The sequence below is a fragment of the Paenibacillus sp. OK060 genome (genome assembly GCF_900101205.1).
Classification (GTDB): Bacteria; Bacillota; Bacilli; order Paenibacillales; family Paenibacillaceae; genus Paenibacillus; species Paenibacillus marchantiae.
This window is the reverse complement of sequence record NZ_FNFR01000003.1, coordinates 669,695-684,417: the sequence shown is the minus strand read 5'-3', so window position 1 is coordinate 684,417 and position 14,723 is coordinate 669,695. Positions and strand designations below refer to the sequence as shown.

Annotated in this window: 14 protein-coding genes; 10 read left to right on the top strand and 4 right to left on the bottom strand. The window is 46.3% G+C overall.

Annotation, left to right across the window (positions count from 1 at the left end; all coding sequences use genetic code 11):
* The first annotated feature begins 74 nt into the window (after positions 1-74).
* Complete coding sequence (locus BLS14_RS14715) at positions 75-2,642, top strand: S-layer homology domain-containing protein (protein WP_371121639.1); 2,568 nt, start codon at positions 75-77, stop codon at positions 2,640-2,642.
* A 309-nt stretch (positions 2,643-2,951) separates the two neighbouring features.
* Complete coding sequence (locus BLS14_RS14710; RefSeq protein WP_090952565.1) at positions 2,952-3,569, top strand: hypothetical protein; 618 nt, start codon at positions 2,952-2,954, stop codon at positions 3,567-3,569.
* Positions 3,570-3,590: 21 nt separating this feature from the next.
* Here the strand turns inward: BLS14_RS14710 and BLS14_RS14705 are convergent, their stop codons facing one another.
* Complete coding sequence (locus tag BLS14_RS14705) at positions 3,591-3,935, bottom strand: anthrone oxygenase family protein (RefSeq protein ID WP_176854529.1); 345 nt, start codon at positions 3,933-3,935, stop codon at positions 3,591-3,593.
* Positions 3,936-4,006: 71 nt separating this feature from the next.
* On the opposite strand from BLS14_RS14705, the gene BLS14_RS14700 reads away from it, so the two are divergent.
* The 7 genes from BLS14_RS14700 (at position 4,007) to BLS14_RS14670 (ending at position 10,489) form a co-directional block, all read left to right on the top strand.
* Positions 4,007-4,537, top strand: coding sequence for a GrpB family protein (locus BLS14_RS14700; protein WP_090952562.1), 531 nt, complete (start codon positions 4,007-4,009; stop codon positions 4,535-4,537).
* Between the two features lie 102 nt (positions 4,538-4,639).
* The gene (locus tag BLS14_RS14695; protein WP_090952560.1) at positions 4,640-5,605 is read left to right on the top strand and encodes an SMI1/KNR4 family protein; all 966 of its coding nucleotides are present in this window, start codon (positions 4,640-4,642) and stop codon (positions 5,603-5,605) included.
* 534 nt (positions 5,606-6,139) lie between these two features.
* Positions 6,140-7,765, top strand: a complete 1,626-nt coding sequence (locus BLS14_RS14690) for a rhamnogalacturonan lyase B N-terminal domain-containing protein (RefSeq protein WP_090952557.1) — start codon at positions 6,140-6,142, stop codon at positions 7,763-7,765.
* 241 nt (positions 7,766-8,006) lie between these two features.
* Positions 8,007-8,822 carry an SDR family NAD(P)-dependent oxidoreductase gene (locus tag BLS14_RS14685; protein ID WP_090952554.1) on the top strand — a complete coding sequence of 272 codons (816 nt, stop codon included), beginning with the start codon at positions 8,007-8,009 and terminating at the stop codon, positions 8,820-8,822.
* A gap of 40 nt (positions 8,823-8,862) precedes the next feature.
* Entirely contained in the window at positions 8,863-9,597 is a 735-nt protein-coding gene (locus BLS14_RS14680) for an SDR family NAD(P)-dependent oxidoreductase (protein WP_090952551.1), read from the top strand.
* 67 nt (positions 9,598-9,664) lie between these two features.
* Positions 9,665-10,090, top strand: a complete 426-nt coding sequence (locus BLS14_RS14675; protein ID WP_090952549.1) for a MarR family winged helix-turn-helix transcriptional regulator — start codon at positions 9,665-9,667, stop codon at positions 10,088-10,090.
* A gap of 24 nt (positions 10,091-10,114) precedes the next feature.
* Positions 10,115-10,489: a winged helix-turn-helix transcriptional regulator gene (locus tag BLS14_RS14670; RefSeq protein ID WP_063565814.1), complete on the top strand. Its 375-nt coding sequence runs from the start codon at positions 10,115-10,117 to the stop codon at positions 10,487-10,489.
* 60 nt (positions 10,490-10,549) lie between these two features.
* Here the strand turns inward: BLS14_RS14670 and BLS14_RS14665 are convergent, their stop codons facing one another.
* Both BLS14_RS14665 and BLS14_RS14660 read right to left on the bottom strand, forming a co-directional pair.
* Positions 10,550-11,620, bottom strand: coding sequence for an SDR family oxidoreductase (locus BLS14_RS14665; protein ID WP_090952546.1), 1,071 nt, complete (start codon positions 11,618-11,620; stop codon positions 10,550-10,552).
* A gap of 251 nt (positions 11,621-11,871) precedes the next feature.
* Positions 11,872-12,369 carry a DinB family protein gene (locus BLS14_RS14660; RefSeq protein ID WP_079697042.1) on the bottom strand — a complete coding sequence of 166 codons (498 nt, stop codon included), beginning with the start codon at positions 12,367-12,369 and terminating at the stop codon, positions 11,872-11,874.
* 171 nt (positions 12,370-12,540) lie between these two features.
* Here BLS14_RS14660 and BLS14_RS14655 point away from each other — a divergent pair, with 171 nt between their 5' ends.
* Entirely contained in the window at positions 12,541-13,863 is a 1,323-nt protein-coding gene (locus tag BLS14_RS14655; protein ID WP_256336475.1) for an ATP-binding protein, read from the top strand.
* A gap of 39 nt (positions 13,864-13,902) precedes the next feature.
* Here BLS14_RS14655 and BLS14_RS14650 read toward each other — a convergent pair whose 3' ends face one another.
* On the bottom strand, positions 13,903-14,661 hold the full coding sequence (locus BLS14_RS14650; RefSeq protein ID WP_090952543.1) for an MBL fold metallo-hydrolase: 759 nt from the start codon (positions 14,659-14,661) through the stop codon (positions 13,903-13,905).
* Between the last annotated feature and the right edge of the window lie 62 nt (positions 14,662-14,723).

The following is a 14,723-nucleotide window of genomic DNA, read 5'->3' as shown; positions in this document are numbered from 1 at the left end:
TACCAAACGATGGGAGTCGAAAAGATTTGAAAACGAAAGCCAACAAAAACAAAAAGAAAATGTTGACCGCTGCTATGGGTGTCGTGCTCATATCCAATTCAATTGCATCAACTGCTGTGCTTGCGGCACCAAGTGATTCGCAAGTTCCATTACCGCAGGAGCCGGCTTGGGGTTATTTTGTAGATACGTATAAGAATAATAACTCATCGAACACTACACTTGAGACCAACCCGGCCCTTGGCACATTGTCCAAGTTCCTGGATCTCTGGACACCAGGTTCTTCCTGGAACAATGGCACTAAGGTTCAACCCGACATACTGGACTATAACATTCAATATGTAGCGGATATCGCAGCAAACCGCACTCAAGCGGAGGAGGACGCCGCGTACTATACCGATCGTACAAATCAAACTTACGGTGCAACCGAGGGTCTGGGTTCACTGGCTGATGTATATCGTGAAAAATCAGGAACATATACGACCATTACGAGCATCCCGGACGATGCCACAACGAAGAAGTATGACGACGGTAATACAACGAACAAAGCCGGAAATTCCGATTCCGATCTAGGTAAAATGGTTGATCTGGTCGGAGCCCTGCGCGGTAATGCGGCGTCAACCAACCCTTCCAAAAATTTCTTCAGTTATATGCGTCCGTTCCGCTGGTTGAATACTCATGAGGTTGTTGTGCCAACGCTGAGACCAGCAATTAAAGATGAGGCTGAGGCGGCCTCGGACGGCGGCTTCCCGAGCGGGCATACCAATGCGTCCTACCTTGCCGCAATTGCATTCGCTTATGCCGTGCCTGAACGTTTTCAGGAGTTGGTAACCCGTGCTTCGGAAATGGGCAACAACCGAGTTGTTGCCGGAATGCACTCCCCATTGGATGTCATGGGCGGTCGTGTACTTGCAACTGCCCTCGCAGCAGGTGCTCTGAATGATCCGGAGAATACTGAACTGAAGCAGGCAGCTTACGATCAAGCGCATAATGTACTGCTGAAGGAGACCGGAACAGCAGAAGACCGATTTACCGACTACGAGAAAAACAAGGCCGAGTATACCCAACGTCTGACTTATGGCTTCCCGCAGATCGGTTCCACAACGGAGCCTATGCCAGTCCCTAAAGGAGCAGAGGTGCTGCTTGAGACCAGACAGCCTTATCTTAGTGCGGATCAGCGTCGTGCTGTACTGGCGACAACCGGAATTACATCCGGCTACCCTGTATTGGATGATCCCGAAGGCTGGGGACGCCTCAATCTGTTCGCTGCGGCAGACGGATATGGCGCATTCAACAGTGATGTAACGGTAGTGATGGATGCCAGCAAGGGTGGTTTTAACACGGTGGATGTTTGGCGGAACAACATCTCCGGTACCGGCAAGCTGACGAAGGAAGGCAGCGGTATATTGAAACTGCGGGGGGCTAATACGTACTCCGGAGGTACTCAGGTTAGCGCGGGCACATTGGAAGGTGATACAGCTACTGCGTTCGGTAGTGGCGATGTGGTCAACAACGGGGGGACGGTTACGGAGAGCGTAACTGGCAAATGGAACATTGAAGGCAACTTCGTGCAGGCTGCTGACGGTACGCTGGAGCTCAACGTGGCTTCCGCAAATGACGTGCTCGACGTTAAAGGTACGGTGAACTCCGCCGGAGCACTGCATGTGAATTTTGCCAGCAGCTATGTACCTGGTGCGGGTGAGATTACGCTTGTAAGCTATGGCGCCAATCAGCAAAGCGGAAAGTTCGCCTCTGTTCAGGTGGATGGCCTGCCAAGCAAATATAATGCCCAGGTGAAATATGAGAGCAACCGCATTGCACTGGCGATTACGGATACAACAAATCCGGGGACTACGCCAACAACGCCGACTACACCTGGTACAGGTGGTGGCTCCGTCACTACACCAACACCATCCACACCATCAACAGGTTCTGGAACAGATTCGGGTACGGTTACCACACCTCCTACAACAGAACCAACGGTACCGCCAGCAACACAGGTTAATCCGTTCAAATCAGGTGTTGTGAGCCAGGAAACGGTACTGAAGACAGTTAATGAAGCCATAGCGGCAACGAGAAATGAACAAAAGACATTCAGCGATATTTCTGGTCACTGGGCCAACCGAAGTATTGGTGCTGCCGTGAAATTACGCATGGTGGATGGTTACGAGAATGGTTCGTTCCGGCCTAATGCGTCCGTCACCCGAGCTGAATTTACCGCAATGATTGCCCGGGCATTTGGCCTTGGTGAGAATTCGGCTTCGGCTAGCTTCAAAGATACGAAGTCTAGCTGGGCAGCTGGATATATCAGCGCTCTGGCTGACAAGGGAGTCATTACAGGCTATGCGGACGGTAGCTTCAAACCTAATGCGACGATCTCCCGCGCTGAGATGGTGACGATTATTGCTCGTGTGCTTGATCTGAACGCACTTGCGACTAGCACTCCGGCCAGCTTCAGTGACGTGGACAGCAGTAACTGGGCAGCGGCGGCAATTGCGCAGGCTTCATCGGCCAATCTGGTGCAAGGGCTATCCTCATCCGTGTTCTCGCCGAGTGGCAAAGCTACACGGGCTGAAGCCGTGACGATTATCATCCGTGCACTGGAGAGTGACAGCTCAATCAAGGCACTGATCGAAGGATTGTAAACATAATGGTCGAAAGAATGTATGCTCTGAGCGAGAGTGGAAGGCTCGGCTGAAGAGAATAGCTTTTCTTAATAAATTCGAAAGGGCGAAAATGGTTCGTGTAATGCGAACCGTTTTTGCCCTTTTACTTTTATTTATGGAGAATGTCCTGTGTTCCGATACAAACACTCACACTAGGGTAAGGGAGGAATAGAGCTTCCTTAGCAGGATAATATGTTGAAATTGTGGAAGTAGGTATCAAACTGCATCCTAGATTTGACGTTGCAAACGAGATCGGTTTTTATAAGTCTATATTTGGCGGTGAGCTAATTGGATCGATTAAAACACAGTGGATTTTATAAACTGAAATTTTTCATAACACCGGATGAATTCAAAAGCTTGTTGGCACTTTTTGAGCAGAAACGAGCAAAGTTTATCCGTCCTAGTTATGATCAGACTCAATATGATACGAATCAGGTGCTTGAAGGATATGAGCAATTTTATCATTTTTTTACCGCGGCAGAGAAAAGGGAGGGGTATCACCCATATCTCGCCTATTCAGTATTGATTACGCTGGATCAGCACAATTCCGGATTTTTCGTCAAAAACGAAGGAATTAACTTCCCCTATGATGGACAATGGGCTGAGGATGAATTACCGTGCATTACCCTGTCGCTCCCCAAAGGTTTTCAGATCAATTTGGAGGATGAGAAGGGGAGGTACTATATATACGAAGATATTCGAGAGCATTTGCCGTTAACCTATGCGTTTTATGAAGAGGTGGCGAGCGGAGTTAAAAAAATCACCAAACTGCTGCGTTTCTCCGCACCTGGAGTAGATGCCATGCAAGAGCAGAAGCCATCCGTTCGTGTCAGCCAACGTGCTGTAAACGAGTTGAAGGACTCCTGGATTTTCAATAAGTATTCTCTTGTTATGAATACCAAATAAGAATAGGCAGCTAGGCCCGCTTTAATTCCCGACTAACTGCAGCGCCACTGCCGTCAAGAAGAACACAAAAGCCAAAATTGCCGCCGAAGAACGAACCACATCTAATCGCTCCCATCTTCTCACTAACAGCTTCCAATTGCGTGGTGGTGCATCGGGATTCCAGGCGAGCGCACCTTTGTTAATAGGCACGGTACCGATAAGTGTAGTCAAAATAAATATAAGTAAAGCAAGCACGCCTGCCAAGCGGAAGCCGAATCCGGGTTCGGAACCACTCATTATGAGTACTGCAACGCCTGAAATGGCCGTGGGTAGAAAAATGGCAGGTACAAGTAAACGCAATTTTAGTATTAGTGCACGGTAATACACAAATGTGAATTCAACATGAACGAGGGGAGATAATGGATAACGAATACCATGGATTTAGGGAGGGGATCATCATGGCCGAAAAAACACCTATTATTGAGGTCGTTCCATACGATCCGCAATGGAAAGTCGCTTTTGAACAGATAAAAGGAATGATAATTAGATATATTGGTGACTTAATTCTAAGAGTAGAGCATGTGGGCAGTACATCGGTTGAGGGTTTATCAGCTAAACCCGTTATCGATCTGGATGTTGTCATTGATAGCTATGATGTACTCCCAGAGATTATTAAGCGGTTGGCACTAGAAGGGTACGAATACCAAGGGAATCTCGGCATTGAGGGAAGAGAAGCCTTTCAAAGGACATATCAAGATGAACATATGAAGTATCATTTATATGTTTGTCCTAAGGATGGAAAAGGGTATCTGGAACATATCGCGTTAAGAGACTATTTAAGAGATAATGAGATGGCGCGCAATGAATACCAACAATTAAAAATCAGGTTAGCAGCGCAGTATCGATCTGATATCGATCGTTATTGTGACAATAAAACCGCGTTCGTCACAAAGATATTAAATGAGACACTCTATCGTCCCGAAAGTTGAACATTTCATCTGGAGCTAAGTTGGTGGAAATCGCCTTTTTTGGAGTGGGCAGCGCCTAAATGATATAATTTCTACAATGAATAAGACAGGGAGGCAAGATCAATGAATGATGAACTCTTGGAACGGCTAGAGGATTGGCATGAACAGGATGATTATGAAGAGATTATAGATGCGATTACAGAGGTTCCGGAAGAGGAGCGGAATTATATTCTGGTCAACCATCTGGGTAGAGCGTTGAATAATATGGAGCGTTACCAGGAGGCAGTGGAGCAATTCCTGTCGGTTGAAGCAGAGGGACAAAATGACCCGCTTTGGCATTACCGCATTGGTCTGGCGTATTATTATTTGGAGCAATATGAGAACGCGCGTGAAGCTTTCGAAGCAGCGGACCGATTGGAGCCGGGAGATGAGGATACACAGGAGTTCCTGGAATGGATTCGGAATAAAACAGCAGACGAGCTTACAGAAGAAGTGGTAGAGGAGCCCGTGGATACAGTCCACTCGGTGACTGAAATCACCATCGAAGCTGCGCTTGGTATCCATGCCGAATCGACGAGCTTCTGGAATGACAGTCCAGCAAACGTCGATCAATATGTGTTGTCCCCACCTACTGAAGAGCAAATTGAAGCAGTGGAGGATCAATTGGTGTTCAAGCTGCCGACATTCTATGTGAACATGATGAAACTACATAATGGTGGTGTTCCCCACTATCGTTATTTTCCGGTTAGTCAGGCGGAGAATGATGGGAAGATTCAAGTTGAAATATCGAATATCCTGGGTATTGGACGGGAAAAGGCACATTCACTGTGTGGAGAAGCGGGCAGTCGAGCGATCATAGAAAAAGGGGGTTACCCCGAAATCGGTGTCATTCTGTGTGAGTGCCCTTCCGATTCAGAGGTCGTGATGCTGGATTATCGTGAATCCGGCAATGCCGGTGAGCCCGAGGTTGTCCATGTAAATAAAGCAGAAGGCGACAAGATCACTTGGCTTGCGCCCAATGTTGAGACCTTTATTCAAGGTCTGGTGAATGAGGGAAATCAACCTGCAAACCTTGAGGGTTCACTGTAAAGAAGGTTGTAGCTTCCTGTTATACAAAATATTGAAGAGCTGCATCCGTCACAAAGGATGCAGCTTTTTCAGTTGAAATCCTCTCATTCCATGCGGTAGAAGAAGGACGTAATGTTGATGGTGAGATCACCGGTGTATTGTTTAGCTGCGTTCAGGCAGCTCAGCCATCTTCCACATTGCCCGTAAGGAGTATAAGATACAAAAAAACAGAGAGAGATTACGGCAGGTTGATAGCTATTTTCATTGCCACGGTATGTAATATAATGGTATTATTTTAATGATATTACCAGTAAGTTGGATGCAGATATTCCGATACAGGAGGTGTTGTCATAAGAGGACGATAGGGAAGAAAGTTGACCCATATGGATATACCGCATGCATCACGAATACCGAGATGAGACATAGGCTCGTTTGTCATACATTATAATGTAAGCGCTTTATTTTTTAGTTAAGCTATCTTATATACGATATTTAAATCTGATTTTGGCCCATTACGAAAACGTTAAAAAAACTATTCCAGGGAGGGATTAGCTCGTGAGCAGACGTTTAATGAAGAAGGCATTCAGTTCGTTTCTATTACTGGTGATGATGGCAGCAGCGGTATTATATCCAACATCCACCGGACACGCAGCCACCATCAATGTTACGGATAACGGGTCGAGGATTGAAGTAAACACAGGAGCAGGTCTGGTATACACGGTGAATAAAACCAATGGCGATATCATATCTGCCAAAATGAACGGAACAGAGCTGAACGGCTCCAGCAAGGGGTCACATATCAGCTCTGGTTTGGGCTCTGCCAATGTAACCTGGAACACATCTCCTTCGGGATCAACCCTATTGATCACCGTCTCAACCAGCACGCTTACCCACTACTATGCATCACGTGGCGGTGAGAACATTATCTATATGGCAACGTATGTCACAGCAGAACCGTCTGTGGGGGAATTGCGCTATATTTTCCGGGGTAACGGCAGCGTGTTAACAGGGGTTCCGGCCAACTCGAATAATCGGAATAACACCGGCGCGATTGAGAGCGAGGATGTTTTTGGTTACGCCAACGGACAGAGTACCTCGAAGTATTACGGCAACGACCAGGCCAAGGATCTGACCATTCGAGGCGTTACGGGGAATGGTGTGGGCGTGTTTATGGCCTATGGCGACCGAGAGAAGAGCTCGGGAGGTCCGTTCTTCCGTGATATTCAGTTCCAGAGTGGTGGAGATACGGAGGTCTACAATTACATGAATTCAGGACATGCCCAGACAGAAAATTGGCGTATGGGCCTGCATGGGCCGTATGCCTTGATCTTCACCACCGGTGCAACGCCAAGCGTACCTGATTTTAACTGGATGTCGAGTCTGAACCTGACAGGTTGGGTGTCCAGCCGAGGTAATGTCGTGCTTAACGGGCTCTCTGGCATGGATACGGGTTATGCATATACGGTTGGTTTTGCCAACAGCAACGCCCAATATTGGGTGAATGCCTCTTCGAGCGGGGCAGCTGCCAAATACAGCATGATTCCAGGTACATACACCATGACGGTGTATAAGGGGGAACTGGCCGTCTATACGGAAAGTGTGAACGTCACTGGAGGATCAACGACAACGCTGAATACGCGTATGATTAACAATGACCCAAGTAAAGCATCCAGCATCTGGCGCATTGGGAATTGGGATGGTACACCGTCGGAGTTCCTGAACGGCCAGACGATTCCGATCCGTCATCCTTCCGATAGCCGTAATCCAAGCTGGGGACCCGTCAGTTATGCCACTGGCAGTGCAACCAACAAGTTCCCAGCGATTCAGTTCCGGGGACAAAACTCGCCCACAACCGTTACCTTTAGCCTGAACTCTTCCCAAGCGGCATCTTCGCATGTACTTAACATCGGTATTACGGCAGCATACAACAATGGAAGACCCAGCGTAACGATTAACGGTCAGACGTTAACCAATCCGGCAGCCTCCTCCCAACCGAACTCTCGTAGCTTTACGATTGGGACCTACCGAGGCAACAATACAACCTTTTCCTGGAATATACCGGCATCCTATTTTGTTAATGGGTCCAACACGGTAACCATTACGCCAATTAGCGGCTCCAGCGACTTGGGCAATTGGTTAAGTGCCGGGTGGGTGTATGACTGTGTTGAATTGTTGAATTAAAAATGGGTCAACTACATGATCAAATTAAGCCAACCGGATAAGGTTAGTCTTATCCGGTTTTTCCATTCCCATTTTAAACACTTACCTTGCTTCGCTAAAGGCATCCAAAATAAGGATACAGGGCCGTATGCATTGCAGAACGACCATTCCTCTGCTATTATTTAGACATCTAATATTTAGTAATCTAAATAATAGAGCTGTTATTTATTTTCGGTTTCTTTATGAAAGGAGCTTGAGAACCATGTTGAGAATGAAAGACAAAGTAGCCCTTGTAACTGGAGGCGCTTCTGGAATAGGATTGTCCGCAGCCCAATTGATGGCGAGAGAAGGAGCAAAAGTCGTTATTGCTGATTTCAATGTCAATGGGGCAAAAGAAGCGGCAGCGGATATTCAGGCTCAAGGCGGAGAGGCAGTGGCCGTTTTTGTTGATGCCGGAGATGAATTTTCGATTAAGGAAGCTGTGGATTTTACGGTGCAGCAATATGGTAAGCTCACGAGTCTGTTCAACAACGTTGGCCTGACTAACCTGAAGAAGGATTTGGACGTGGTTAACGTAGATCTGGACGAGTGGGATCGGCTGATGAACGTGAACCTGAAAAGCGTGTTGCTCGGCTGTAGATTCGCCATCCCTCATATGATTGAAGCGGGTGAGGGTTCCATCATTAATACGGCCTCCATGGCTGGCTTTACAGGCGATGCGGTGCGGGTTGCTTACGGTGCCTCAAAAGCAGGAGTAGTGAATCTAACAAGGTATATTGCCACCCAATATGGCAAACATAACATTCGTTGCAATGCTGTCGCACCTGGATTGATCTTGACCCCGGCAGCCCAGAATAATATGCCTCCGGATGTATTGGATATGTTCGCGAAATATAACGCACTGCCTTATCACGGGGAACCCGATGATATTGGATACACCGTCGTATTCCTGGCCTCAGATGAGTCCAAATTCATTACCGGTCAGACCATCCAGGTTGAGGGCGGCCATTATATTGCCAACCCAACCGTTCCCGATTTTGAAGAGTTTATGAATTCACACAATACGACTAACAACTAAAACAGCGTCGTACAAATAAAATACGTTAGGAGCGTTTCATATGGGAAGATTAGATAATAAAGTAGCTATTATTACTGGTGGAGCATCAGGAATTGGTGAAGGCATGGTGGATCTCTTTGCAAAGGAAGGCGCTATCGTTATTGCTGCAGACATTAATGAGGAAGCGCTGGAGAAAGCAAGCCAAAAAGAGAATGTGTACGGAATGAAGTTGAATGTTTCCTCGGATGAAGATTGGGAGATATTAACGAAAGTAGTTAACGAACGTTTTGGTAAAATTGATATTCTGGTCAACAATGCAGGTATTTCTTCAGAGAAGCCATTTGAGGAGATTGATGCACAGGATTGGCAGAAAATGCTCTCCATTAATGGCTTTGGCCCATTTGCTGGTATGAAGCATGTAGCTCCTTATATGGCAGCACAAAAGAAAGGTTCCATCGTCAATATTTCTTCATACACCGCATTGATTGGACAAGGCTTTAACCACTATTCGGCATCCAAAGGCGCGGTACGCGCATTATCCAAAGCGGCAGCGACAACCTTTGGTCGTCAAGGTGTTCGGGTGAATGCTCTCTTCCCGGGGATCATCGAAACACCAATGACGCAAGCCTTGAACACATCGAAGGAACTGCTTGACCGACTCATTCAGGCAACGCCTCTGCAACGTCTGGGGCAGGCTATCGATATTGCCAACGCTGCACTGTTCCTGGCTTCGGATGATTCTTCGTACATTACAGGATCTGAGCTGGTTATCGATGGTGGATACTCAGCCCAATAGCGTGTAAAATGATGACAGCCCTTAAGTTGAATAAGGGCTGTTGTTTTATTTTTGCGAGGAGGAACACATGGAAGAACAGAACATTTTTGAGCTCATACACAACATGGACAATTTCACCAATAAATTGATTATACAGTGGAACAAATCGTTTAATGAGGACCTCGGCGTCTCTCATGTGCTTGTACTCAGTCATCTCAATCAAAATGGAAAAAGCCGACCTTCGGATATTGCCAAGCTATTGGGCCTGACCCCACCTACGCTCAGCTATTTAGCTGATAAGCTGGTTGCCAAGAAATTAGCCGTCAGGATCGTAGATGAGGCTGACCGACGCATAATATATTTGAGCATTACCGACAAAGGGGCCGAAGTCCTTGAAAGAGCAATCTTGGAGGGGCAGAAGCTGCGCAAGAATTTATTCCAGAAACTGAACGAAGAAGATCGTGCCCAATTAGTAAACATTTTTGAGAAGATGAATCGGGAGATTGAAAAATAGCCTGGAAGGGAGACAGAGGGTGATATGGAGGAACCGCTCAAAGTATATAACACCGCAGTTGAAGCTTTTCTTGAAGTGATCGGGGGAAAGTGGAAGCCCGTTATTCTATTCCATCTTACCTTTGGCAAGAAACGTAATGGTGAGCTGATGAAGCTGATCCCTGCAATCACCCAGAAAGTGTTGACTCAGCAACTTGGTGAACTAACGGAGGCGGGGGTCATTGTCCGTATTTCCCATCACCAGGTCCCGCCTAAAGTGGAGTATGAATTAACAGAGTATGGGTGGAGTCTTAAAGAGATTCTTCATCTGATGTGTAGGTGGGGCGATATACACGTGGAGAATGTTTATGGTGATCGAGGAAAAATTCTGTTTAAGCCGCCAACTACTACGGACCGTTGAGGAACTTATATAAGCCGATTCTGGAATTCACGAATCGGCTTATTATGCATTTTATTTACTTTACGGAAGGATCTTGCGCTCACGTAGATTTCTGAAAATATCCATAAACATAGCTTCAGTGTCAATAAAATCATGAAATCCGAAGCGGCGAGCTTTGGAACCATCTGCGAAGAAGTCATAATCCCACGAGAAGACAAAGTCACCAAATACCCAGGAAGAGACATCATCATAAGGGGTGTTTACCAAACCATACTTTTCAATCATGGAATTCCAAAGATCTTCTTTATCTGCCATCACTGTTGCAAGTGAGAGGGGGAGTGGAGGTGCGGTTTCCAATTCGAAAAATGCAGCGATTCTGGGCCATAGCTCATTCCAGCGAAACAGATCGCCATTGGTGATATTAAATGCCTGATTGGCACAGCGAGGTTCGGTTGCTGCCCATACAGTTGCATGAGCCAGCAATGTGGCATCAGTCATTTCAAGAAGCGAATGATACGCTCCTGGTTTCCCAGGGAATCGAAGTGGCAAGCCAAGCTCCTTGGAGATAGACGCATAAACGCCAATAACCATGGCAAGGTTCATTGGATTACCCAGGGCAAATCCACATACAACTGACGGGCGCAGGGCTGACCAGGTCCAGCTACTTCCGGGTTGCCGATTCTCGAGAAACATTTGCTGATCGACATTGAATTCAGGGGGCATATGATGTGCATCTGTTTCTTTGGCAGGTGTTTTGAATGGACCCAGATGTGCACCGTACACTTTATAACCTTGCATTAGGCTAATATGTTGGAGATTTGGAGCGATCGGTTCTATGGTATTCACCACATTGACGAGCATGGCCAAGTTGGGCTGTACCAATTCGGCCCAGGTTGGGCGATCCTGATACGCGGCGTAGAAAATATGCGTAACGGTCGTTAAATGACTCAGTTTGTCTTGTGTGTCTGCTTCGTTCAGTAAATCAGCTGATATATAACGTAACTTGGGGGCATCTTCTCCTCCGCGGCGAGATACACCAATGATATCCCATTGCGGAAGTGTCATCAGATAATCGATGAGGTTTCTTCCAATGACACCTCCAGCACCGATGACAAGCGCGGTGTAACGGGTAACCAATTGTTCGGTTTTCAATGGACATGCTCCTCTCTTCTTCTGTTCATATTGTGGGTCAGAAAAAGAAGGATGAGAAGTACGCACCTCAAAGTCATATACGTACTTTGAAGTAATATATGAGCCTGGAGCAGGATATGAGCGTTATAATCTGCAATTCAATGGATGTCACTTGCCTATAACCACAAGAAGCTGTAAAAGGAACAATCGTCCTTTCACAGCTTAGATGTATGTGTCTGTAAATTCGTCCAATTGATCGGATGTAAATAGGGTTACGCTGGGAAACCGCCTCCTGGTGGTGGCCATGCCCCGTAGAAGCGACGCAGCAGCACAATCTCGCCCAGATGGTACGAGTTATGAGATGCGATGTTACGCAAAAGTCCGGCTTTGGTTTCGCCTGGGAAATACGGCAGTGAATCATCCAACTGCACCGTTTCGGCAATCGTTACTGCTCGATCTACCCCGTCCAGGAAGGCCTGAATATCTGCCTCCCACGCTGCTTCATCCTGAGGACCCGTATCTTCTGGCCAACTCTCCATCACATTCGCTGGAAGCTGCGGCTTTCTTCCTTCCAAATGCTCCAACATAAATTGTTGCCAGTAATGCATATGTTTCACCAATTGATAGATACTGTATGGCATATGTTCATGTTTGCGACTAGCTAGTTCTACGCTAATGTCCGGTAGAGCGCGTGCAATACGAATATGTCCGCGTTCTCCGACTAGTGATTTGACTAGGGCTTGTCCGAACAGTTGATTGGTTTCCGACATGTGAAATCATCCTCTCTTTGTTCATCTGGTTGAGCTTAATGGATGTGTAATTAATAGTATACAATTAAATTTTGCCAAATCAAAATGTGTAACTATTTTAAGCTACAGGATTTCTAAAGGATTCTTCATATGTTAGTATTTTTACTTAATCGGATGTATGGTGGGTGGAATATGATGCGCAATTGGGTTCGAAATGAAAATGTGCAAATGACTGCAGTTGCTTTTGCCACAGCTGTGGGAGCGCTTTTTAAAATAAATCCTTTTCGGGAAGATTACTTCCGGATTGGTCTGGGTGTAAGTATACTTTTATTTTTGCTGATGCTTATGCCGCATCTGTCTTATGTAAAGACAGGGATTTTGGCGGGGATTGCGAACTTCATTTTTCAATCGGCTGACTTACTGAATCATGTGAATTCGATCTCGATCATCGAAAGCATGCAGGATAATCTGGGCGCGGGAATGTATTATGTCGTGTTCACCTATGGCCTCAGCAAACTCAAGAACAGATTCCATGAGATACCGCCTCTTGTACTAGGTGGATTGATTACGTGTATTGATTTTTCCTCGAATCTCGTGGAGCTATTCATTCGCGGTGTGTTGAGTGGGACCAATATCTTTTATATGAAAGAATGGCTTTATCTGCTGGTGCTCGGTGGTTTGCGAAGTTACTTTATCATCGGGCTGTATAACAGTTTTGCGGTGAGGCAGATGCGACTGCTGCATGCTGAGCAGGAGAAGCGGATGGAGCAGATGCTGAGCGTTAACTCAGGTCTGTACGGTGAAGTCTTTTATCTGAAAAAAGCCATGAATACGATTGAAGGCATTGCCGTGGACAGCTACGACCTTTATCGCGATCTCAGAGAGAAGGACTTGAACCAATACAGCCAGCGGACGCTCGGCATTGCTCAACAGATTCATGAGGTCAAAAAAGACTCCCAACGTATCCTAGCAGGTCTGTTGAAATTGTACGATAGCGAAAAATCAGTGAATATGAGCCTTTCCGAGGTACTAAACTTTGCGACCAAGGGAAATCGGAAATATAGTGAAATGCTGAATAAGAAGATTGAGATCCACATTGAGCAGAAATATGATTGCGACTCCCCTTACTATATTCCTCTCTTAACTGTGATGAACAATCTGATCGCCAATGCCGTGGAAGCCATTAAGAACGACGGAACGATTCGGATTCGAGTATTGGAAGGGGGAGCGGATGTGCAATTTGTAGTCATCGATTCTGGGAAAGGTGTACCCGAGGCAAAGCGAGACGTGATCTTCGAACCGGGTTATACAACCAAATTCAATGAAGTGGGCATTGCAGCAACCGGAATTGGCTTGTCCCATGTACGTGATATCGTTCAGTCTCTGGAAGGCCGAATTAGCGTGAAATCAGCGCCGCAAGGCGAAAAGGGCTCCACATTTGTTGTATCCATTCCAAAAGCCAATCTCATTAATGAGGACGGTGCAGACGACGCTTTCTATCCAGATCGTGGGTGATGAATATAGGGCGTTATTTTGTGCCAGTCTTTTTATATTTCAAAAGTAAATGTATTCTCCATCCTCAGGAATCACGACTGAATCTAATAACTGCTGCTGTTCTATATACTGTAATAGATCCTTTCTTGATGAAGTGCAATGTCGGATGGCATCCATATGTACAGCGACAACTTTGGTGGAAGGTGAAATCTTCAGGATTGTACCGATATCCTCGGGTATCATTGTAATAATGGAACCAAATAACAGTTGAGCGTTGGGTGCATTGACTATGCATATCCGGGGTTTGTGCTGCTCGAACACGTGCTTAATCTGATCTGTAAGGACACAATCACCCACAATATACAACGATCCGTCGTCAGGTGTATTCAGGATAAACCCGGATACGGGGCCAAGCAGTTTGGAGATGTTTCCTTTTGCGTGCAGACCACGAATTCTTGTAAAATCAATACCCTCCCAGTGTCTGAACTGCTCGATAGGGAATACATTCTCGAACCCCCACGATATAATGCGTTGTTGATCCTCCGGCTGGCAAAGTACAGGTATCTTTTTGTTGAGTATCTTCTTTGCCGCTTTGTCAAAGTGGTCAACATGCAAATGTGTAACGAGGATCGCATCAATGTGTTCGAAAGTTTCTAGTGGCACAGATATGGGAACAGTTGGGTTTCTATGAATATGACGTGTGAAGGGGATAGGCGGAAGTTCTCCCGCATCACTTAACATTGGATCGAGCAGAATCGTTTTCCCTTGTATGGTGATCAGGGAGGTAGCATGGCGGATATGTTGAATGGTTAGCGTCATGGCGGAAATTCTCCTTAGATATAACATGTATTTGCTAAAATAATACCGACCGGTCTGTTTTA